At 61.0% G+C, this 21338-nt stretch carries 21 protein-coding genes; 11 read left to right on the top strand and 10 right to left on the bottom strand.

What is annotated here, in order from left to right; translation table 11 throughout:
- Positions 1–8 precede the first annotated feature (8 nt).
- The 8 genes from HJC00_RS12440 to HJC00_RS12405 form a co-directional block, all read right to left on the bottom strand.
- On the bottom strand, positions 9–1871 hold the full coding sequence (locus tag HJC00_RS12440) for an adenylate/guanylate cyclase domain-containing protein (protein WP_221147106.1): 1863 nt from the start codon (positions 1869–1871) through the stop codon (positions 9–11).
- On the bottom strand, positions 1861–3138 hold the full coding sequence (locus tag HJC00_RS12435) for an NAD(P)/FAD-dependent oxidoreductase (RefSeq protein ID WP_210632188.1): 1278 nt from the start codon (positions 3136–3138) through the stop codon (positions 1861–1863). Before HJC00_RS12435 ends, HJC00_RS12440 begins: the two co-directional genes overlap by 11 nt.
- Before the next feature lie 45 nt (positions 3139–3183).
- Positions 3184–3657 (bottom strand): DoxX family protein, encoded by a 474-nt coding sequence (locus tag HJC00_RS12430; protein WP_221123546.1) that lies wholly within the window; start codon positions 3655–3657, stop codon positions 3184–3186.
- 14 nt (positions 3658–3671) lie between these two features.
- A complete protein-coding gene (locus tag HJC00_RS12425) occupies positions 3672–4454 on the bottom strand; it encodes a putative DNA-binding domain-containing protein (RefSeq protein WP_210632103.1) in 783 nt (260 codons plus the stop codon).
- Entirely contained in the window at positions 4444–5469 is a 1026-nt protein-coding gene (locus HJC00_RS12420) for a DUF692 family multinuclear iron-containing protein (protein WP_221147105.1), read from the bottom strand. Before HJC00_RS12420 ends, HJC00_RS12425 begins: the two co-directional genes overlap by 11 nt.
- A gap of 32 nt (positions 5470–5501) precedes the next feature.
- A complete protein-coding gene (locus HJC00_RS12415) occupies positions 5502–5771 on the bottom strand; it encodes a DUF2282 domain-containing protein (RefSeq protein WP_210632101.1) in 270 nt (89 codons plus the stop codon).
- 224 nt (positions 5772–5995) lie between these two features.
- The gene (locus HJC00_RS12410; RefSeq protein ID WP_247241777.1) at positions 5996–7069 is read right to left on the bottom strand and encodes a patatin-like phospholipase family protein; all 1074 of its coding nucleotides are present in this window, start codon (positions 7067–7069) and stop codon (positions 5996–5998) included.
- Between the two features lie 30 nt (positions 7070–7099).
- Complete coding sequence (locus tag HJC00_RS12405; RefSeq protein ID WP_210632100.1) at positions 7100–7930, bottom strand: 3-hydroxybutyrate dehydrogenase; 831 nt, start codon at positions 7928–7930, stop codon at positions 7100–7102.
- A gap of 181 nt (positions 7931–8111) precedes the next feature.
- On the opposite strand from HJC00_RS12405, the gene HJC00_RS12400 reads away from it, so the two are divergent.
- The 4 genes from HJC00_RS12400 to HJC00_RS12385 all read left to right on the top strand — a co-directional run bounded on the left by HJC00_RS12400 (position 8112) and on the right by HJC00_RS12385 (position 11574).
- Entirely contained in the window at positions 8112–9008 is an 897-nt protein-coding gene (locus HJC00_RS12400) for a LysR family transcriptional regulator (protein ID WP_210632099.1), read from the top strand.
- Between the two features lie 193 nt (positions 9009–9201).
- Positions 9202–9702, top strand: coding sequence for a cupin domain-containing protein (locus tag HJC00_RS12395; RefSeq protein WP_210632098.1), 501 nt, complete (start codon positions 9202–9204; stop codon positions 9700–9702).
- A gap of 88 nt (positions 9703–9790) precedes the next feature.
- A complete protein-coding gene (locus HJC00_RS12390) occupies positions 9791–10996 on the top strand; it encodes an MFS transporter (protein WP_221164096.1) in 1206 nt (401 codons plus the stop codon).
- A 98-nt stretch (positions 10997–11094) separates the two neighbouring features.
- Positions 11095–11574 (top strand): DUF302 domain-containing protein, encoded by a 480-nt coding sequence (locus HJC00_RS12385; protein ID WP_183705088.1) that lies wholly within the window; start codon positions 11095–11097, stop codon positions 11572–11574.
- Positions 11575–11878: 304 nt separating this feature from the next.
- Here the strand turns inward: HJC00_RS12385 and HJC00_RS12380 are convergent, their stop codons facing one another.
- Positions 11879–12562, bottom strand: a complete 684-nt coding sequence (locus HJC00_RS12380) for a peroxiredoxin-like family protein (RefSeq protein WP_183705030.1) — start codon at positions 12560–12562, stop codon at positions 11879–11881.
- Between the two features lie 547 nt (positions 12563–13109).
- Here HJC00_RS12380 and HJC00_RS32480 point away from each other — a divergent pair.
- Together HJC00_RS32480 and HJC00_RS12370 are read left to right on the top strand one after the other, a co-directional pair.
- Positions 13110–13298 (top strand): hypothetical protein, encoded by a 189-nt coding sequence (locus HJC00_RS32480; protein ID WP_097601245.1) that lies wholly within the window; start codon positions 13110–13112, stop codon positions 13296–13298.
- Between the two features lie 133 nt (positions 13299–13431).
- Complete coding sequence (locus HJC00_RS12370) at positions 13432–14571, top strand: ROK family transcriptional regulator (RefSeq protein ID WP_210632096.1); 1140 nt, start codon at positions 13432–13434, stop codon at positions 14569–14571.
- A 28-nt stretch (positions 14572–14599) separates the two neighbouring features.
- Here HJC00_RS12370 and HJC00_RS12365 read toward each other — a convergent pair whose 3' ends face one another.
- Positions 14600–15646: a Gfo/Idh/MocA family protein gene (locus HJC00_RS12365; protein ID WP_210632095.1), complete on the bottom strand. Its 1047-nt coding sequence runs from the start codon at positions 15644–15646 to the stop codon at positions 14600–14602.
- A 342-nt stretch (positions 15647–15988) separates the two neighbouring features.
- On the opposite strand from HJC00_RS12365, the gene HJC00_RS12360 reads away from it, so the two are divergent.
- From HJC00_RS12360 to HJC00_RS12340, 5 genes are all read left to right on the top strand, one after another.
- Entirely contained in the window at positions 15989–17287 is a 1299-nt protein-coding gene (locus HJC00_RS12360; RefSeq protein WP_210632094.1) for an extracellular solute-binding protein, read from the top strand.
- Positions 17288–17371: 84 nt separating this feature from the next.
- On the top strand, positions 17372–18301 hold the full coding sequence (locus tag HJC00_RS12355; RefSeq protein ID WP_221123515.1) for a carbohydrate ABC transporter permease: 930 nt from the start codon (positions 17372–17374) through the stop codon (positions 18299–18301).
- Positions 18298–19140, top strand: a complete 843-nt coding sequence (locus HJC00_RS12350; RefSeq protein WP_085782016.1) for a carbohydrate ABC transporter permease — start codon at positions 18298–18300, stop codon at positions 19138–19140. Before HJC00_RS12355 ends, HJC00_RS12350 begins: the two co-directional genes overlap by 4 nt.
- Before the next feature lie 43 nt (positions 19141–19183).
- A complete protein-coding gene (locus tag HJC00_RS12345) occupies positions 19184–20422 on the top strand; it encodes an ROK family transcriptional regulator (protein WP_221164095.1) in 1239 nt (412 codons plus the stop codon).
- Between the two features lie 44 nt (positions 20423–20466).
- Positions 20467–21321 (top strand): sugar phosphate isomerase/epimerase, encoded by an 855-nt coding sequence (locus tag HJC00_RS12340; RefSeq protein ID WP_210632186.1) that lies wholly within the window; start codon positions 20467–20469, stop codon positions 21319–21321.
- Positions 21322–21338: the final 17 nt, after the last annotated feature.

The raw sequence follows: 21338 nt of genomic DNA, 5'->3' as shown, positions 1-21338 counted from the left end.
ATGCTCCCTCAGTCCGCCATATCAGCCGGATCGATCGTGTGCACACGGACCGGCGCGATCCTTCCCCGTATGCCGACGCAGCCAAGCGGCCTTGTCTGAATAAGGTCTCGGGTCTTTCGAAGCGTTTCGTCGCTTAATGCAATTTCCACGCCTTTGTCCTTGGCCACGCCAACGAGCCGGCTCGCGAGATTGACGACGTCGCCGATCGCCGTATAGCTGAGGCGTTCAGTCGAGCCAATATTGCCGACAAGGGCCACGCCGGTGTTGATGCCGATACGCACCCGAATCTCATCATGCTTGGGCGCAATCGGCGCCATGGCATGCATCGCATCGCGAATTGCCGCTGCGGCGCGGCACGCGCGCAATGCGTGATCCGGCACATTGCCGGGGGCATTCCAGATCGCCATCACCGCATCGCCGATGAATTTGTCGACTGTGCCGCCTTCGGCATGAATAGCGACGATCGACAGGGTCAGAAACCGCGTCAAGCTTGGTTCAACGCCAGCGCCGAACTCTTCCGTGAGTTCCGTAAAGCCTGGCAAATCCGCAAACAACACCGTTATGTCCCTGAGTTCGCCGCCGGGACGAGGCTTAAGACCGCCATCGACAAGGGGACGAACGACCTCGACGGGCATGAAGCGCGCGAACGCGGCAAGGCCGCTCGACATGCGCTTCAGGGCGGAGGAGAAATGATCGAGTTCAGTCAACAGCGCCGGGCGATGTTCCACGGCGTCGAGTTCGAACCTCTCGATCATATGCAGCTGCTCGGCAAGGCGCGACAGTGGCCGAGCGAAGAGAATTCTGGCAAACAGGATCGCCGTCACAGCGGCCAGCACAGCAATGCCCCCGATGATGAAGATCAGTCGCTCGGTATTGGCATCGATGTCACGGGCAAAAGTCGCCCGCGGTATGGCGGTGACCAGACGCCAGTCTTCGAACGGCAACTTGCCAGATGACACGAAGATTGGGCCGAGCGCCTTGCTTGCCACCAGCGTCCGGGAACCGTCGGGCTTTTCGGGGCTGGCAGCCATGGCGACTGCCGCGGCCAGGGCGTCGGACGCGGCAAAATCCTTGAGATGAGCAGCGATCATACCGTCTGACGGCTCGGATGTCGCCAGTACCGCATTATCCCGCGTTAGCACAAAGGCCTTGCTGCCTTCCGGCATCTTGAGCCCTCCAAGGATGGCCGACAGCCGATGCAGGCTGACCGCCACCATCACCACACCTTCGAAATGGCCGAACACCTCGACTTTCTTCGAGACGACGATCGCCGGTTCAAAGCCGTTCGGAAGAATATTGACGAGGCTCCAGGCCGGTTCTGCACTGGTCCGGCCACGTCTAAACCATGGCGAGCCCTCCGGAACGTAGACACTCTCGGCCCTCAGCCGATTTTCGAAAAAGATATCGCCAGGGATTGGCTTATAGAGATCGCGGCGTAGCGGACGCGGCTTGCCGAGAGGTGCGTGGCCGATCTCCACCATTTCGATCTCGCCATCCGGCAGCGCGTGCGCCCCAAAGAAGCGGCCGTCCGGGAAGCCGAAACCGATCCAGGCAATCGCCGGCTGTTCACGCAGCAACGACAGGAATAGGAATTCACGCTTCACCTCGTCGTCCGGCCTGATCGCTCCCTGGAAAAAGACCGATCTGACGATCTCCGCGCTGCTCGAAACCAGCGCCAGATTAGAAGAAAGCTCGTTGCGAACCGCAGCGGTGCTCTGAGCATCAAGGCTCGCAACAATCGTTTCAATGTTCCGGCTTGCGGTACGATACCAGACCAGGTGCACGAGCGCCGCCGTTGACAACACTGCAAGCAGCAGCAGTGCAGTGACCGCACGCCCCATCTTTATGCGTGGGAATGTTCTAGCGTTCATGGCGGTCGGTAATCAGACGGGCGGCGCGGTCATACCGGACATAAGCCAGCGCCCAGTCCGCAAACACCACGATGCGATTGCGGAAGCCCACGAGAAACCAGAGATGGGCGATGTTCCAGACCAGCCAGGCGGAAAATCCTGAAAGACGGATGCGGCGAAAGTCGGCGACCGCCGCATTGCGTCCGATGGTTGCCAGATTTCCGAAATCGCGATAGCCGAACAGACCAGCGGTCCGACCATCGAGACCGGCGAGAATGGCGCGGGCCGCGTATTCGCCCATCTGCTTGGCGGCCGGCGCGACTCCGGGAACCGTTCTGCCGTTCTTGTCCGTGAGCGCCGCGGTGTCGCCGATCACGAAGATCTCGTCATTGCCCGGCGGGTTGAGGTTCCGGTCGACATGAACGCGGCCGGCGCGGTCCGCGGGCACGCCGAGCCATTTGGCCGCCCTGGAGGCCATGACACCGGCCGCCCACAGCACGCAGGACGATCGGATTTGCCGGCCGCCGGCAAGCGCTACTCCTTCAGAGTCGCAGCGCGTTACCGCTTCCCCGAGGGACACCTCGACGCCGAGCATCTCCAGGTGTCGCCGGGCTTCTCCCGACAATTTCGCCGGCATGGTCGGCAGAACGATATTGCCGGCTTCGACCAGCACCACGCGAGCCGAGGACGGATCAATGCGCCTGAAGTCACGGACGATGACCTTTCTTGCCAGCTCGGCGATTGCTCCAGCCAGTTCAACGCCTGTCGGGCCGCCGCCAACAACGACGAAGGTGAGAAACCGCCGTCGCTCGGCTTCGTCCTCGGCTGCCTCGGCACGTTCGAAGGCCGACAGGATCCGGGCACGGATTTCGGTCGCATCGGCGATTGTTTTCAACCCGGGCGCGGTCTCCGCCCATTCATCCTTTCCGAAATATGCGTGCCTTGCACCGGTGGCGACGACCAGATAGTCGTAGGCGATGCGACTATTTGTGGTCTGAACGAACCGGTTCTTCTTGTCGATCCCCTCGACACGCTCCATCAGCACAGTGACGTTGGATTGCCGAGAGAGAATGCGGCGGATCGGCATGGCGATCTGGGCTGGCGAAAGCGCGGCCGTCGCGACCTGATAAAGCAGCGGCTGAAAAAGATGATAGTTGCGCCGATCGACGACCGTCACATCCACGTCCGCATGCCGAAGACCCTTGGCGGCGGCAAGGCCGCCAAATCCGGCTCCGAGGATGACGACCCTAGGACGGCGGCCCGCCGCCTGACTTGCCGCTGGATCCATGAGTGGCGAGTCGCCGCTTGTTTCTTCGATGCCGGCGCGCATGGCTCAGCGCCCCCTCGGGAACAGGCGTGCTCCCAGATAGTCGAGTGAAACCGCACCGGCCCCGCGCGTCAGGATCAACAGCAACGGTGCCGTCCAGAGCAAATGGTCCGGCCAGTTCTGCGGGTAGACGAGGAGCTGGATTGTCAAGATGACGCAAAGCAGCAAAAGGGCAGCGGGCCGAGAGAACAGGCCTAGAAAAATCAAGATCGAGCCAGTGACTTCGGCCGTCGTCGCAAGCACGGCGGCCACGCCGGGATCGATGACGGGCAGCTGGTATTCGAGCGTAAACAGCTGAACTGTCGCCGGCCAGGAGGCAAGCTTGCTCTGCGACGACTGCCAGAAGACGTGGGCGACCGCCAGACGGGCAACGAGCTGGACGAGCGACAACGGCAGGCTGTTGAGGCTCTCGATAGCGGCGACATAGAGACCGATAATACCGCCTCTGTGTCGCGTCGAAGAAGGGGACATCATAGTCATGACTTCCATCCTGTTCACTTGGTTGCGGGCTTGATGTGGCGAATGCGAGCGACGAGGCCAAAGGCGAAAAGGCCGCCAAAGGCACCCTCGAGATCGAAGCCGGGAGTGCGGGCAAGCACACGGCTGACCGCAGCCTCCAGGCTGGCGCGCCTTTTCAGGGCATGAAGGAAGGCGAAATGACTGGCATCGAGGCGCAGAAATCGCATGCTATCTTGGCCGCGCCAGAGCGCGATCCGCTCCGGTCGGCGGCCCAGCCTCGCCAATGCTTCGATGTTTCCGCCGGCTTGATGCGCTTCCCATATGTCCAGCGCCGGCCAACGACAAACCAGCAGGCGTAGCGAGGGCTGAAGAACGATCTCGGGTGAGGTGTCGTCTTCACCGTCCGCCAACTGCTCCAAGCGACAGCCGGGCAGCGCCAGCGCGTCCAGCGCCTCGGCAATCATCCATTCCAGCCGCGCCGTTTCGGCAATGAAGGGCATGGCGCGGATGCCATCAAAGTCCGCCAGGAAGCGCGGGAAACTGCCGCCATAGCGAACAAGCTGCGCTTCCTGCGGCGGATTATTCCGGATGAAGGCGCCGGCGACATGACGAAAGTAGTTTTCGCCGAGAAGCTGGACCGTGATCGGAAAAACCGCGATCAAAGTCGCTGTCAGCGAGGCGAAGGTGTTGTTGCGATAGATGTTGAACCGACGCAGCGGGTCGAAAGCACCTTTCGCCAGCACCGGCGCAAGATCGCAGCCATCTTCACGGAGGATGGCTTGGGCGACCCGCGATTGCAGTGCGCAACTAGAGAGCATGGCCCACCCTCCTTGCGCCGGGACGATTGGCGAACATCGACGGCTTGATTGTCGCAAACGCGGCGAGCGCCGGCATTGGGCCCGTTCGGCTGTCGGCCCGCAATGGCAGGATCATCCCCTCGAACCGGGTCGACTGTGGTGTCGGCCGTTCCACCAGCATGCGATCTTCGAAGGCGATCGATTGCGCCAGCATGTCGGCCCACATGGCTTCACCGAGTAGCACGTCGAGAGCGGGCACATCCGTATCCCATTCGATGAGCGTCGGACGCGGTCCAATCTTGCGGATCGCGTAAGCATAGAGCGACCAGACGGCCGGCGGAACGCGCGAACCGTGGTCGTCGATCAGCACGATATCACCTTCGACCTCGTTGATCGCGTGCCCGGCAAGATGGATCTCACCGATGGCGCACGGGGGAAGCTGGTCGATGAAGGCTTTGGAATCGAAGCCGAGATTGCAGGCCGAGACGTGAACATTATTGATATCGAGAAGCAGGCCGCAGCCGGTAAGGCCCACGAGCTCTACCAGGAATTCCGCCTCGGTCATTGTCGACCCCTCGAAGGCGACATAGGCAGAGAGGTTTTCGATATAGACACGCCGCTGGAGGGTGTCCTGCAGCCTCGAGACATTGGCGGTCACGATGGCGAGGGCCTCTGCGTCGTAACGCAGCGGCAGGAGATCATTCAGATAGGCGCCGTCGGCGGCGCTCCAGGCGAGATGCTCGGACACCAGGCTTGGCTGGAAGCGCAGGCAGAGCTTGCGCATGCGCTCCAGATGGTCGCGGTCGAGACCGGAACTGCTCCCGAGTGAAAGGCCGACGCCATGGACGGACAGGGGATAGCTTTCCCGCAGCCGCTCCAGCGCGTCGACGGCCGCCGAGCCACCCATGTAATTCTCCGCATGGACTTCAAGCCATCCCGCCGAGGGGCGGCGAGACAGCATTTCACCGATATGCTGGGAGCGAAGACCGATGCCCGCGGCGGTTGGCACCGGATTGCTCGGAAATATCTTGGACATCGATTACTCCTTTGGTTGAAGTGGTGGAAAGGTCAGGCCTTGGGTTCGTTGCTTCCGCCGGTGATTTTGGTGCAGGTGCCGGCCGGCACGTAGATCCAGGAATCCTTGGCGTTGTCGGCGGTGGACGTGCCGGCACAGGAGTGGCTGGCCGTCTGGCAGTCGTTCAGGCCAGCCTTGACGACGCCGAAGCACTTTTCGAACGAGAAATCCGGCTTGGCAGCCGGGCCGGCAAAGGCGCTGCCGGCAGCCACGGAGGCTGCGGCGGCGAGGGCCGAACTGATGAGAAGACGAGTGGTATTCATGAGAAATCTCCTGGGTTGCGTGAGGTCAAACCGCCATCGGCTTGCCTGTCTTCACATTCCCAGAAGTCAGCCGTCATCTGAAATGCTGTCTCTGCATGATTTCGATACGCCGTCTCTATGTGTCGATGGGCAATCTCTTTCAGACAAAAAAAGCCCCCGCCGGAGTGGTGGACGGGGGCTTAAGTTTCGGCCGGCGGGAGGCGGACTGCCGAAATGGCTGAGGATCAAAGATAACGTTCGCGGACGTCTACGGTCGATCGTTTGCCGATTTCCTGGTAATTGGCCTGCAGCCAGAGGTTGGCGCATTGGCGGCCGCGATCCCTCAGGTCCATGAGCGCCCCCCAGTCGGCGTTCATCTTGCTCGCTACGCTGAGGTTTTTCATCGCTTCGTCGTCTGAGATACCGTGCACGAAAATGCGCTTGAGATTGGAAGGCGGCGTCGCTGCCGTGTCGATCAGCTGTGTGACGAAGGCCACCGCCCGCATCTCCCTCAGCAGCGACGAATTGAAACTGATCTCATTGATGCGGTTGAGAATTTCTCCAGCCGTGCGCGGCAGTTCCGTTCGTTCTATCGGATTTATGTGAACCACGAGCACATCGGGCGTGTCGCAGCCATAAATCAGCGGGAAGATTGCGGGGTTGCCCATATAGCCACCGTCCCAATAGGCTTCCCCTCCGATTTCCACGGCTTGGAACAGGAAGGGCAGGCAGGCAGACGCCATGATGGCATCGACCGAGAGCTCGTCGTTGCCGAACACCTTCACCTTGCCAGTCCGCACGTTGGTGGCGCAGATGTTGAGCTTGACAGGGCAGCGTGCCATCCGGATTGCCTCCAGGTCGATCGATTGTTCCAGCACCTGGCGCAGGGGATTGAAATTGAAGGGGTTGAACTGGTACGGCGACATCAGCCGTGTCACCAGGTCGAACATGATGAACGCCGGCGAGAATTCCAGCGATTTCGAGCCTGTAAGGCGGTCGAGCAAGGTTGGCTGCAAAGGTCCGGATGCAGCTGCGTGGCTGACACGGCGCCAGAAATTGGCCAGCGCCGTCTGTGCTCCGCTCCGCCCGCCCTCAGCCAGGCCATAGGCTGCGACCGCAGCATTCATCGCGCCTGCGCTGGTTGCCACAATGCCTTCGAATGACAGGCTTGGCTCGTCCAGCAACCGATCGAGCACTCCCCACGTGAAGGCGCCATGTGCGCCGCCGCCCTGCAGCGCAAGATTGATCGTCCGCGGCTCGCGCTCGGCGAGCGAAGAGTCGGGCTGCATTTTGAGCTTTGCACCCACATGTTTGTTCACGATCGCAACCTCCGTGTCTCAAATAAAGATTCAGTGCGCAGTCCATCCGCCGTCGACAGGGATCGCCGTGCCTGTGATCGATCCAGCAAGATCGCTGCAGAGAAAGACGGCAAGCGCGCCCATTTCCTCGACGGTGGCAAAGCGCCTCGTCGGCTGGTCCTTCAGGAAGACGTCTCGGATCACCGCGTCGCGTGGGATGTTATGCGACTTCGCCTGATCCTCGATCTGGTGTTCGACAAGCGGCGTCCAGACGTAGCCGGGGCAGATCGCGTTGGATGTCACCCCGAATTCGGCGCCTTCGAGCGCGATCGTCTTGGTGAACCCGACAATGCCGTGTTTGGCCGCCACATAGGCGGATTTGAAGGGGGACGCGACCAATCCATGGGCGGAGGCGACATTGACGATCCGGCCATAGCGGTTGGCGCACATGCTGTCGAACGTCGCCTGAACGAGATGGAAGGCTGAGGAAAGATTGATAGCAAGTATGGCGTCCCACTTTTCAGGCGGAAACTTTCCGAGTGGCGAAACATGCTGGATACCGGCATTGTTGACGACGATGTCCACCTGTCCGAAACGCGCGAACGCCCTCTCGACCATCATATGGATCGCTTCCGGCTTCGACATGTCGGCGGCGTCGTAGGCAACGTCGACATCGTTATCCGTGGCAATGCCGTCGCGCAGCATCTCGATCTCGGCAGGGTCGCCGAAGCCGTTCAACATCACGGCGGCCCCTGCCCTTGCAAGCGCATGTGCAATGCCAAGGCCGATGCCGCTGGTCGAACCAGTGACAATGGCGCTACGCCCTTCCAAGGGCCTGCGGCCGACGAGAGTATCAGTTACGGGATCAAAGGCGTTCAGCATATGTGCTCTCCACTACGATCGACTACGCCGTCTGGCGTCTTGCAATCAGAATGGCCGACGGGGCTTCGCTTTAGAAATGCCAGTCTGGTATGGAATTGATAAATCCATGGCATTGGTGGAGAATGCCGCCCGCGGAGAATATTGAGGGTATTGCAAATAGAATTCATGCCGGGGGGCGGCGATGGATATCCACCATATAAGGTATTTCCTGGCGGTGTGTGAAACTCGAAACTTCACGCGCGCGGCCGAAAAGTGCAATGTTACTCAGCCAGCGCTCAGTCGCGCCATCCAGCAGCTGGAGGATGAGGTGGGCGGCCTGATGTTCCGCCGGGAGCGCAATCTCACCCACATAACAGATCTCGGCAACCTTCTTCGCCCGCGATTCCAGCAGATCCAGGACGAGTTGATGGGCGTGCGTACGGAGGCGTCGCGATTTCTCTGTCTTAGTGAAGCACCGCTCAAGGTCGGCATTATGTGCACGATCGGACCGCGCCGGTTTACTGGCCTGCTCACCGACTTCAACATGCGCCACAAGGGAATCCAGCTGCAACTGATCGAGGGCGTGCCCGCCCGATTGTCCGATCTGCTGGAGACTGGCGAAATCGATGTGGCTTTGATGTCGACGGCAACAAGCTTTCCGGAACGCTTCGACGTGACCTCGCTCTTTCGCGAGAGGTTCATGCTCGCTTTCCCCGCCGGCCACCGCCTCGGTCAATACGATGCCATTCCCATCGCGGCGATCGACGGTGAGATCTACCTGCGGCGTGTCAACTGCGAATACTGGGATTACCTCACGGATCTCTGCGATGCACAAGGCGTGAAGACCCTCGTCTCCTATTCCAGCGAGCGCGAGGACTGGATTCAGAACCTGGTCGCCGGTGGCCTTGGTATCTGTTTCATTCCCGAATACAGCGCCGTTATCCCAGGATTGCAGGTGCGACCTGTCGCGGACCCGGAAGTCTCGCGCGAGGTCTGCCTTGTGACGGTGGCGGGCCGACGCTTCTCCCCGGCGGTTTCAGTCTTTGTCGGCGCCGTGAAATCATACGGCTGGGCGAAAGCGTCGGGCCGTTCGCATTAAGGGCAGTATCGTAACAATCACGGGAGCACAGCCTGGCAAGCTGCCGGGCATTCGGTGTTTCCCCTGCGGCTGACAATAGCTTGCGGCTATCGAAATCAAAAGCATCTGGCATTTCTCTTTCGATCGGCGCTCCGCCAGTCTTCGAACATGCTCGGCACCGTCCTCGCCGGGCTCCAACAAGGAGAAACCGCTGATGAAGCCCGTATTGAAAACCGACCGCATGTCCCTCGCCGCTCTCGCATTTGCTGCAGTGGTCCTGGGCGCCGCCCTGCCCGCCGCGTCCGCCATGGCGGGCGAATGCCCGGCTGATCAGGTCACTGAAGATGGCATGAAGCCTGGCCCGATGATGCCGAAGGGCGTCTCCGACAGCGTCGTCAAATCAATCGATCTCTCGTCCAAGGGCGAGGCATGGAAGGGAAGCATGCTGCGCATGCGCAAGCTCGTCGTGCAGCCGGGAGGCATCGTTCCCTGGCATTCGCACGAGATGCGCCCGGCCAATATCCTGATCATCTCCGGCTCGATTACGGAATACAGCAGCACCTGCAAGGTGCCGATCCTGCACAAGAAGGGCGAGGTGACGGCCGAGTTTGGACATCTCTCCCATTGGTGGAAGAACAATGGCAAGGCTTCGGCCGTGCTCTATTCCTCCGACATACTGAGCCCGGAAATGCACACCGATGACGCGGCGATGTAACGGTTGCCCTTTGATCTGAAGCAGCCCCATCGCTCGCCGGCGTTTCCCTCGCACTGGCAGGGAAACGCCGCATCCCGGAGGAACAAGCATGACCGACATCGAACAGCCGCTCACGGCATCCGTTCAAGAGCGCCGGACCATTCACGCCGACAGTTGGCGCTTTGGACTGATCGCACTCATCGCCTTTTTGACCTTGGTCGACCTCTTTGCGGCGCAAGCCGTATTGCCTTCTCTGGTCGAGAGGTTTCAGGTCAGCCGCGCCACGATGGGTTTCGCCGTCAATGCCAGCACCCTCGGTATGGCGCTCGCCGGTCTGCTCGTCGCCTTCGTCGGCAGCGGCCTGGACCGGCGCAACGGCATCTGGATCAGCCTCGCGATCCTGTCCGTGCCAACGACGCTTCTGGCATTTACCGACAACATCATCGTCTTTGCCGCGCTGCGAGTACTTCAGGGGCTTTGCATGTCGACGGCCTTCACGCTGACGGCCGCCTATCTGTCGGAGCATTTCTCCGCCGGAAAGGCCTCCACGGCCCTAGCCGCCTATGTCACCGGCAATGTTGCCAGCAACCTCTTCGGCCGCATGCTGTCCGCTGCCGTCGCAGGCATTGGCGGCCTCTCGATAAATTTTCTGGTGTTTGCCGCCCTCAACCTCCTCGGCGCCGCCCTGGTTTGGTTCACGCTCAAAAGGACGACCAGCATGATGCGGAGCGATGATCGCGGGAACCTCACCATGCGCATCTGGGGCGGACATCTTGCCGATCCAAAGCTGCGACGCGTCTTCGCTATCGGCTTCCTCATCCTCTTCGTGTTCATCGGCACCTACACCTATGTCAACTTTCGGATTGTCACGCTCGGGGTACGCCCGATGGCGCTCGGCCTTGTCTATCTCGTCTTCCTTCCGTCGATCTTCACCACGCCTTTCGCCGGCAGGCTCGCAAGCGCTGTGGGGCCGGCAACCGGAATCGTGCTGACGCTTGCGATTGCCATCGTCGGACTCGTCGCGCTTCTCAGTGCGTATTTGCCGGTCATCCTGATCGGTTTGACACTGGTGGCAGTCGGCACCTTCCTCGCACAGGCAATGGCAACCGGCGTCGTCGGTCAACATGCCAGGAGCGACAAGGCTGGAGCGAGCGGCATCTACCTCGCATCCTACTATACCGGAGGCATGGCCGGCAGTGTGGTTCTCGGTCAGGTCTACGATCACGTCGGCTGGAACACATCCGTCTACGTGCTTATCGCAGCTCTGGCGGTAGCAATGCTGCTCGCGGGTTCGCTAAGCGCCCCGCACCGATAGATCCCAACTTTCCGTGGTAGCCGGAATAGGGGTCGCCCCTTCCATGCGGAAGCCGGCGACGAGTTTGAATACAGACACAACCGAAAGGAGTAAATGACATGCAAAGAATGATCAGACTATTGTTCATGGCCGCGCTTTCATTGGCAGGAATTCTGTCGGCATCAGCCACTATCGTCCAGGCAGGTGCCCGGGACGGTGTCGTTGTTCTGAAGAGTCGCTATTCGGTCGACGAGACTGTCACAAAGATCAAAGGCAGCGTCGCAGAGAAGGGCATAATGCTGTTCGATGATATCGATCAAGCAAGGCTCGGCAACGCGGCTGGCAACAAGGTCCGTCCATCGCGGCTGATCCTGTTCGGCAATCCGGCGCTCGGAACGACGTTCATCACCGCCAATCCAGTGGCCGGGCTCGATTGGCCCGTCAGAGTTCTCGTTTACGAAGCGAAGGATGGAACGGTCCGTGTCGCCTACACCGATTTTAACTGGATCGCGCGACGCCATGGCATCACCAGCCGCGAGAAGGAGTTCAAGATGGCGTCCGAGGTCATCAAAGCGGTGACGGATCCGGTCCATCAATGAGGTCACGGCGATGCGGTGATGAATGGGGAGGGAGCGACTTCCTCCTCATTGCGGATGTTGCAGAGAGGTTACCATCCGAGGCTGCCCTGACCTTGATGGTTGGTTGAGAACCTTCCAGGCGCGATGCTGACTTTGGTCCAGATTCTACTGGTTCTGATGACCGTTGCTCGCCACGGACTTCGCAATGCCCACGGTCCGCTGGTGGCCCCAGACCTGCTGATCATCGTATACAACGGGAAGCTCTGCGCGTTCGCTGATTGGTATAAGGCTGCCAACCATCTCGTGGGACGAGTTGTTCAGCAGCTTACTGAAGTGCGACTTGGGACGCTGCTGACATCAATTCTTCGGGACTCGGCGCCCGGCATAGATTTTGGCCCCCCTCTTCGGCTTCTGTGAAACTCCAGCGCACAGTGCCGTCCCGATCGAGCAGGAACTCGCCGATAAGCGGCATGTGACCGGCGATGATAATCTGCTGGTCGGCCGCCGTCATTTCATACGGGTCCTTTTTCTCCAGAAAGTCGCCCGCCGCAGCCGGGTTCATCGGCACGGGCAACTCCCGCGGTAAATCGATCCGCATTGTCCTGACCGCGTCCATTCCGAGCTTGTGCGGCCATTCGGTTTCATTCTCCGTGAGCTCGAGGATGGGTAAACCGAAGGCGCGATGCGAAGCCCCCTCCGGGTCGGATGCGCTGATAAGGTTGGGTAGTGGATGGTAACGAAAGTAGAGCCGCGCCCGTTCGACGGGCGTCTTGACGACAGCGAGACACTCGATGCCTTTCTCCTTCAGGGCAGGGTTGAGCTGCGCCATCGCCGAGACATGACGCCGACAGAATGGACAGTGTAGGCCTCGAAATAGACCGATCAGTAGCGGGCTACGGCCTCGAAAGTCATCGAGCGCGATCTTGCCTTCGCGCGAGATCGCATCGAGTACAACATTCGGTGCCCGGTCGCCCGGCTGCAGCGGGCGGTCGACACTATCCGTGGACATGAACAACCTCCTCCCGATCGATCAAAAAGGCAGCACACCCAGCGCTTCGGGGGGCGAGCCCTGCTGGGCGCAAACTCCCTTCGCCGGGGCAAAGTAGCGTTCGGCCTCTGCCATATTCCAGACGTCGAACTTGAGCTTTGCAGGCCCATCATAGCATGGAAAAGACATCCGCGGGCGAACATTCAGGCTGGTCAGCAATCCGCGGCGTGCTATGTCCTCCGAGAGATTTTGGATCGAGCCGCCTGCCTTCATCCGACGCACGTTCTGATCGTCCAAGACAAGTTTATCGAAAGCGATATCACATCCAACACTGAGCGTGATCTTCTCAACGCCCGTGCCATGTCGTTTCTCCTTAACGAGCCGGCCGGAGCTCTCTCCAGCCTCCGAGCCCTTCGAAAAAACTCCCTTTCTAAGTAGGCGACCATCAGCCGCAAGGATAACGCAATCTTGATCGATGATGACAGTTTCCTGATCGCAGCATCGACCTATCTGCTTTGGCAACCACACTGAAGACGCTGCCTGTTGGCGGCGAAGGGAGGGTTGAGGGATGCTCCGGATGTGGAAATTGCCGGCAGCGATGGCAGCGCTCATCGCCGTTGCCATGTCGGCGTCGTCCTGCACGACGACCTCTACCGACCCGGCGCAGACCGGATCGGTTGGATACTCCAGCGCTGACTTCGCACTCAGGCCGGCTTGTCGCGACGGTTTCGGCAACGATCGTCCTTGCAGCTATTAACGTATAGAAGACGCAGCGAGGATGATCGGCACGCCGTTGCGGTTCTCGAAAGCCGGAGCACTTCGTTGGAAAATCGTTACGAACACCGATAAGCGTGATACACACCGTCGAAGTGCTCTCAAGAAAGACGGTCATGCGGTATCTTCGGTCGGGGCCGCGTCGGCTTCACACTCAAGAGTTGGGCGCTCCCCGCGCCAAAACGGTGGGCTTGAGATCGGGTGAGATCGCCGATCGGAATATCCGCGTCATCCTAGAAGCAATCCGCCGGCACGGGCCACTGACGCGCACCGAGCTTGGGCGGCATAGCGGGCTGACCGGGCCTGGCATCACCAATATATTGCGGCGGCTTGCCGACGAGAAGCTCGTGACATCGAACCGGCGCACCGGGCTCGGCGGCGTGGCGACGGCCACGGAATTCGCGCTGCGGCCGGAGGGCGCGTTTTCGATCGGCGTCAAGCTTCGACGGACGCGCGGCGAGATCGTGCTGATCGATTTGAGCGGCCAAGTGCATGACCGGGTCTATTTCGACGTGGAGCCGGAAGACGGGGTTGGCGCGGTACACGCGGCGGTCCGGGACATGGCCGATCGGCATGCGACATTGCCGATCGTCGGGCTCGGGATCGCCGCCAACGATTGGAACGATGCCCGCAGCGAGCAGCTTGCCGCGATGTCGACGATCGCACGCACCTACGTCGAAAACGAATGCACGGCGAGCCTGCTTGCCGAGCGCACGATCGGCAGCGCCATGCCGGAGGGCGGGCTCGCGATGATCATCATCGACGATGACGTTCAGGCGGGTTTCCTCATCCGAGGCATACCCTATTCCGGCGTGCATGGGCGGGCGGGCAGCATCGGCGAAATGCTGACCGGGCCCGACAATGTCCAGCTCAATACCGTCGTCGGTTTCGATTCCCTGCGCTCGCGCATCGGAGACGAGGACTTCGCGCGCCTGCTCAGGGGCGAGGAGTTCTCCTCGTCGTCGCTGTCGCAATGGATACGCGAGGCCGCCGGCCATCTGCTCGACCCGATCATCGCCATGGCCGGCTTCATCGCCCCGAGCGTCGTCATGATCGGCGGCGACCTACCGCAGGGGGTGATCGAGGCGCTGATCCATCAGCTTTCCGTCGAGCGGCGCGACACCTCGACCAGGCCGCTGCTGACGCCATGGATTTCGCCGATGCGGCCGGCAAGCTTCAGCGGTGGCGGCGTGGCACTCGGTGCAGCCCTCCTGCCCTTCCTCAACACGCTTCTGCTGCCGCCAGCTTCGGCCTAAGCCGACCGTGCAACATAATTCGGCGGGCTCAGCCGAGCGCCTCATCGGTATGGCTGAGATCGGAGGCGAGCGCCGTGTCGAGCACCTTCTGGATGTTGGCGGCGCGCCGGAAGGAGGGTTCCTGGGTCTTGCCCGCCCGCACGGCCTGGACGAAACGTTGGTAGTTCGTCTCCACAGGATCGAAAGGCACATCGCGCCACGTCGCGGTATGCACATCTTCGCCAAGGCAGGCGCGCAGCGTCGATTTACCGGTGTCGTAGATCATCTCGACCGAGCCGGTTTCACCATAGACCCTAAGGCGCAGCTGATCCATCTGGCCGGCTGCCGTGCGTGTCGCCTGGATCGTGCCGATCGCGCCATTGGTGAAATCGACATTCATCGTGAAGCTGTCATTGGCGTCGAGATCGTATTCGCCGATCCTGTGATCCGGCGCCTTGTCGAAAGTCTTCAGCCGCGCAAAGACGTGGGCGACGTCGAGGCCGGAGCCATAAGAGGCGAAATCGACGATGTGAATGCCGATATCGCCAAGCGCGCCGTTCGAGCCGTGTTTCTTGCTCAGCCGCCAGAGCCATTTGCTTTCGCTCTTCCAATCGCCCCAGTGGCGGCCGACCAGCCAGCTTTGCAGATGCGACGCCTCGACATGGCGCACGGCGCCGATCTCGCCGGCAAGCACCATCTGCCGGCCCTTCTGCAGCGCCGGCGAATTGCGATAAGTGAGGTTGACCATGCCGACCTTGCCGGCCCGCTCGATCGCCTCGGTCATTTCCATCGCCTTGACGGCATCGGTGGCGAGCGGCTTTTCGCAGAAGACATGTTTGCCGGCGGCGATCGCCTGAAGCGTCGTCGGGTGGTGGATACGATCGGGCGTGACGTTCGCCACCGCATCGAACTCGCCCCACGCGAGCGCATCCTCCAGCGAGATGAAATGATTGGCGATGCCATGTTCGGTGCAAAAGGCCGCGAGCCGCTCCGGGACGACATCGACGCCGCCAACGACGCTGACGCCTTCGATCGCCTTGAAACGCGCGGCGTGCTGGTTGGCCATGCCGCCGGTTCCGAGAATGAGTAAACGCATCTTCTCCTCCATGGACTTCAGTTTCCGGCTGCCGCTGCGGCCCGGAGCACGAACTGACACCATCGCGGCCATCCGCGATCGATCGGCCTTTTCCTCAGGAAAATTGCGGGTTGGATGCGCCTGATTTCCCTAAGGCGCTGTCGGCAACTTATTTTGGCGTGCATCCCTTCCGAAAACCGCAGCGTGCGCTAGCTGCTGTTGAATGTCGCCAGCATCTCATCCTCCCAAGCTCTGGCTTGACATCAAATCAAAGTAACTTAATCTAATTAATGCAGCACGGAATTGAGGAGAGGTCAACCGACCGCCAGGCTGTATTCGTTCAAAATGGGGAGGAGACCCATCATGAAGAGCGCGACCGTCAGCGCATTGGCGCTGAGCACTGTCTTATTTTCAGCATCCACCATTTTTGCCCAGGAACTTGCCACCAAAGACCGGATCGGCCTTGCCGATGCGCCGAAAACGCTCGTCGTCCGCCTGACGAACGACAGCCCGAACAATTCCGATCCCGCCATTGCCGAGGGCTATCAGAAGCTCTTCGTCGATTTCATCAAGAAGCATCCGGACTGGAAATTGCAGATGCAATTCATGTCCTCCGACATCGGCACTGAACAGGCCAAGATGCTGGAGCAGGCCAAGGCCGGCAACGCGCCGGATTGTGCGGCCGTCGACTCCTTCGTGCTCTCGCAGTTCATGGTCAATCACGTGCTGGCCGATTTCACACCCTATTTCTCCAAGGAAGAAGTGGACGATCTCTTCCCCTTCATCCGCAGCGGCATCACCGACAAGGACAAGACCATCCGTGCCTGGTGGTGGGATACGGACCTGCGCGTTCTCTACCGCAACAAGTCTGTGGTCGCAGATGCGCCGAAGACCTGGGACGAACTGAAGAAGGCCGCCCTTGCCTCCACCAAGGAGGGCATGGAAGGCGTGCTCTTCAACGGCGGGCGCTGGGAAGGCACGACCTTCGACTGGCTCGCCAATTACTGGGCGCTCGGCGGCAAACTCGTCGACGACTCGGGCAAGCCAATCTTCGGCGAAGGCGAGAACAAGGAGAAATTCCTGAAGGCGCTGAACTACTTCAAGGATCTCGTCGATTCCGGTGCGGCGCCGAAGCGCGTTACGACGATCGCCAATTACGACGATATGAACGCTGCGGCGGCTGCCGCGACGACGGCGCTCTTCATCGGCGGCAACTGGCAATATGCACAGCTGAAGACGACGCTCGACGAAGAGGAATTCAAGAACTGGACCTTCTCGCCGATCCCGGGCCCCACGGCCGACCAGAAGTCGACGGGCACCGGCGGCTGGACGGTCGCCTCCTTCAGCAAGGACAAGGAGAAGATCGAAATGTGCGCCAACCTGGCGCGCGACGTCTATATGGGTCCTGCAAACGCGCTGCAGCAGCAGCTGCCGACGCGCAAGTCGCTCTTCGACAAGTATGAGGTCTTCTCGACGGAAGCCAACAAGACCTTCGCCAATGCGCTGGTCGATGGCCAAGCCCGGCCCGGCGTGCCGATCTATCCCGAGATCTCCAACCAGATCCAGATCATGATGGGAGACGTGCTGTCGGGGACGAAGAAACCGGAAGAGGCCCTGGATGCCGCATTTAGCGCGGCGATGGAGGCTTACAAGCGTCTCTGATCCCGGGCGTTTCCACGCTTCCGACCGCGACGGCGCCTGGACTTGAGGCGCCGTCGACAGTGCCAAACCCGGACAGAGAAGCCAATGAGCCCAATTGCCATCGAGGCTGACAGCCCGCCTCAAAGCAGAACGTTCATGCGCCGGTTCGCCGGTGCGCCCCTGCCCTGGATCATGCCCGTGATCATCGTCATCGGCATATTCTACCTCTATCCCGTCATCGACGTTTTCCGGCTTTCCTTCACCAATGCGACGCTGATCGGCGAGAACCAGCAATATACGTTTGGGTCGATCACCAGTGCGCTGAGCTCGCCGCAACTGCCCGACATTCTCTGGGCGACGCTGATCTTCGTCGGCGGCAGCGTCATCGGCCAGCAGATCCTCGGGCTTGCGGTCGCCGTCACCGTCATTCGCGGCGAAAAGCGCGGCCTGTTCGGCACCACGATCCTGAGGACCACGGCGCTTGTCGCCTGGGTCGTGCCGGGCATTGCCGGCGGCATCATCTGGCAGATGTTGTTTTCCGAAGCGCCTTACGGCGCGCTCAACAGCATTTTGAGGCTGATGCACATGCCGACCGTCGCCTGGCTCTCGGACCCGGCAATGGCGCCGTGGTCGACTCTGATCTCGAACATCTGGCGCGGCACCGCCTTTTCGATGGTCGTCATGTATGCGGCGCTGAAATCGATCGATCCCTCGCTCTACGAGGCGGCGGAGGTCGACGGCGCCAGCGCCTCGCAGCAGTTCTTCTTCGTCACGCTGCCGCAGCTGCGCGCTGCCATCCTCGTCAACATGATCCTGATCACCATCCAGACGGTGAACACCTTCGATGCGATCATCACACTGACAGGCGGCGGACCCGGGCGCGCGACCGAAGTGATCTCGCTCTACGTCTTCAATATCGTCTTCCGAAACTATGACCTCTCCGGCGGCAGCGTGCTCTCCGTGCTGATGCTGATCATCAGCCTCGGGCTCGCCTTCGTCTATGCGTCGTTCCTGCCGAAGGAGGAAGAGCAATGAGCGGACGCACCGGAAGCCGGTTAGGCGATGCCATGAGCTATCTCTTCATGTTGGTGATGTTCGTCTTCTTCGCCGGCCCCCTCACCTATCTGCTGTCGATGGCGCTACGCGACAAGCGCGAGGTCTATCGCGGCGCGGCGCGCTACATTCCCGACAACCCTACCATTCAGAACTTCATCACCGTTCTCAACAACAGCTATTTCCCGATCTATCTCTGGAACGGCCTGAAGCTTGCGGCTCTGAGCGGGCTCGGCGTGCTGATCGTTGCCTTGCCCGCCGCTTACGCTTTCTCCCGCTTCCAGTTCCGTGGCAAGGGCCTCTCGATGATGGGGCTGCTGCTCTTCCAGATGATCTCGCCGCTCGTCATCATGGTGCCGCTCTATCGCTACATGAACCGCCTCGGCCTGCTGGACACGCATTTCGCCGTCGTCATGGTCTATATCGCGCTCGGTGTTCCCCTGGCGACCTGGCTGTTGAAAAGTACGGTCGACGGCATTCCGCGCAGCCTCGACGAGGCGGCGATGATCGATGGCTGCAATCGCTTCTCGGTTTTCTGGCGCATCATCGTGCCCCTGTCGGCGCCGGGCATCGCCTCGGTTTTCATCATCACTGTGATTGCCGGCTGGTCGCAATTCCTGGTGCCTTTCCTGCTGCTCACCAAAAATGACCTGATGCCGATCGGCGTCGGAATCTTTAACTTCCGCGGCATGCAGACCGACTCGTCCATCCAGCTGCTTGCAGCCGCCTGCCTGATTGCGGTCGTTCCGGCGATCGTGGCCTTCCTGTCGCTCCAGAGGCTGATCCTCGGCGCGATGACCAGCGGCGCGGTGAAGGGATGAGAGGGTCTGCTTCACTCTCCACGCGCGCGGAAGGATTGAACGCATGAACCAGACACTCGGCGCTAGGCTCTCCCCCGATCTGACGGGCGCCAATGTCGAAGACGCGGGCGAGCACAACAGGGCCGTCGTCCTGCGCTGCATCCACCGCCAGGCGCCGATTTCGCGCGCCGAGATCGCCAGGCAGACGGGCTTCACCAAACCAGCGATCGCCCGCATCGTCGACCGCCTGCTGGACGAGGGCCTGATCATGGAGGCCCGCCGCCGGCATGGGCTCAGAGGCCAGCCGGCAATCGAACTCGAAATCAATCCCGATGCCTATTACGCCATCGGCATCAACATCGACCGCGACCATCTGACGATCCTGGCGGTCGACGCCGTCGGCAATGTGCGCGCCCGCGTACACCACGAGAAGCGCTTCATCCTGCCGGCGGAATTCATGCAACTGACATCAGATGCGATCTCGCATTTCCAGCGCAGCCGACTGATCGACGATGCGCGCCTTGCCGGCATCGGCCTTGCCATGCCGGATTGGCTCGGCGAAATCTCGCTGCTCGGCAAGCCCGACGCCTATCAGGAATGGACTGATTTCGACGTGCGCGCCGCACTGGAGAGCCTGACGCCGCATCCCGTCTTCACAGAAAACGAGGCTAATGCCGCTGCCCTTGCCGAGCTCAACTACGGCCTCGGCGCGGAAAGCAGCAGCTTCTTCTATATTGCCGTCAATGCCTGCCCGGGCGGCGGCCTCGTTCTCGACGGCAACGGCCATCGCGGCGCCATGGGCCTCAGCGGCGAGATCGGCTGGCTTCCGATTGCCGACGGCCGCGACGGCGAGGCGCAGAAGGTCCAGCTTCTCGGGGAGATCTTCTCGCTGTTCTTCCTCTATGATTTCCTCGCCCGGCATGGGATCGAGGTGAGCGTGCCGCAGGATCTGCTGACCCTCGACGCGCGCGGCAAGCGCCTCGTTTCACAATGGCTGAAGGAAATGAGCGCGCATCTCGCCGTCGCGGTCAAACATATCGCCATGATCGTCGATCCCGATGCCGTGCTCGTCGGCGGCCGGCTGCCGATCCGCATCGTCGATGAATTGCTGCGTTACGTCCACGAGCATCTCGACGCCGAGGACACGAACCTGCCCTCGCTGCATCGCGCCTCGATCGGCGATGACGCCTCGGCCATGGGTGCGGCGGCCATGCCGATGGCGGCGGCCCTGATGCTCGCATCGGCCGATGTGGCGCAGCGCACGCGCTCGCCGCTGAAATTCATGGATCGGCTGAACAGTTGAAACGACCGCAAGGCCCCGGATTTTGATGAGGATCGGAGGATATGGTGAAAATCGGCTTCTATACCTCGACATTCAATGACCGCCCGCTGGAGGAAGTGGTAGATTTCGCCGCGTCGTCGGGGTTCGAAGCGATCGAGATCGATGTCGGCGGCCACATCAAGACGCCCGACCGGGTGGAAGATGCCGTTACGCTGGCAAGAAGCCGCGGCCTCTTCGTCTCCTCGATCACTTTTTTCGGCAATCAGCTTGATGCCGATCGCGACAAGCGCCGGGAACTCCGGGCAAGGACCTCAGAATTTGCCGAAGCGATCGGCGGCGCCGGCGTTCCGATCTTCGTGATCTTTCCCGGTCGTAACGATACGGCAAGCGACGAGGCCAATTATGACGACTTCGCCGACTTCGCGATTGGGCTGATCGCGCAAACGCAGGCAAGCGGCCTCACCTTCGCGATCGAGAACTGGCCCGGACCTAGAGACAATTTCATCGGAACGACGCCTAGGGGATGGCAGGAACTTTTCCGCCGCATCGAGGACCCCCGCTTCGGCCTCGAATTCGACCCCTCGCACCTCATCCGCATCGGCGTCGATCCCTATCGGGCGCTGGAGGCGGTCAAGGACCGCATCGCCATTCTGCACGCCAAGGATACGGCGATCGACGCCGAGGCCCTGCAGGCACTCGGCTATCACGGCAAGGGCTGGTGGCAATACAAGTTGCCGGGGCTCGGTCTGCTCGACTGGCCGCGTTTCCTCAGGCAGGCCCGCGGCTACGGTTTTGATGGCACGCTGTCGATCGAGCACGAGGATGCCGCTTACGGCTGGCCGGGCAAGAACTTGGCCGCGCGCAAGGAGGGTGAGCGCCTCGGCCTCGATTTTCTCAAAAGTGTCTTGAACGGACTTTGACGGCGAATTCGGGAGGA

Origin of the sequence: Rhizobium sp. NLR22b, from assembly GCF_019685295.1 — a bacterium.
In the GTDB taxonomy this organism is placed as follows: domain Bacteria; phylum Pseudomonadota; class Alphaproteobacteria; order Rhizobiales; family Rhizobiaceae; genus Rhizobium.
Note: the sequence above shows the minus strand (reverse complement) of the source record. Positions and strands in the feature narration are given on the sequence as shown.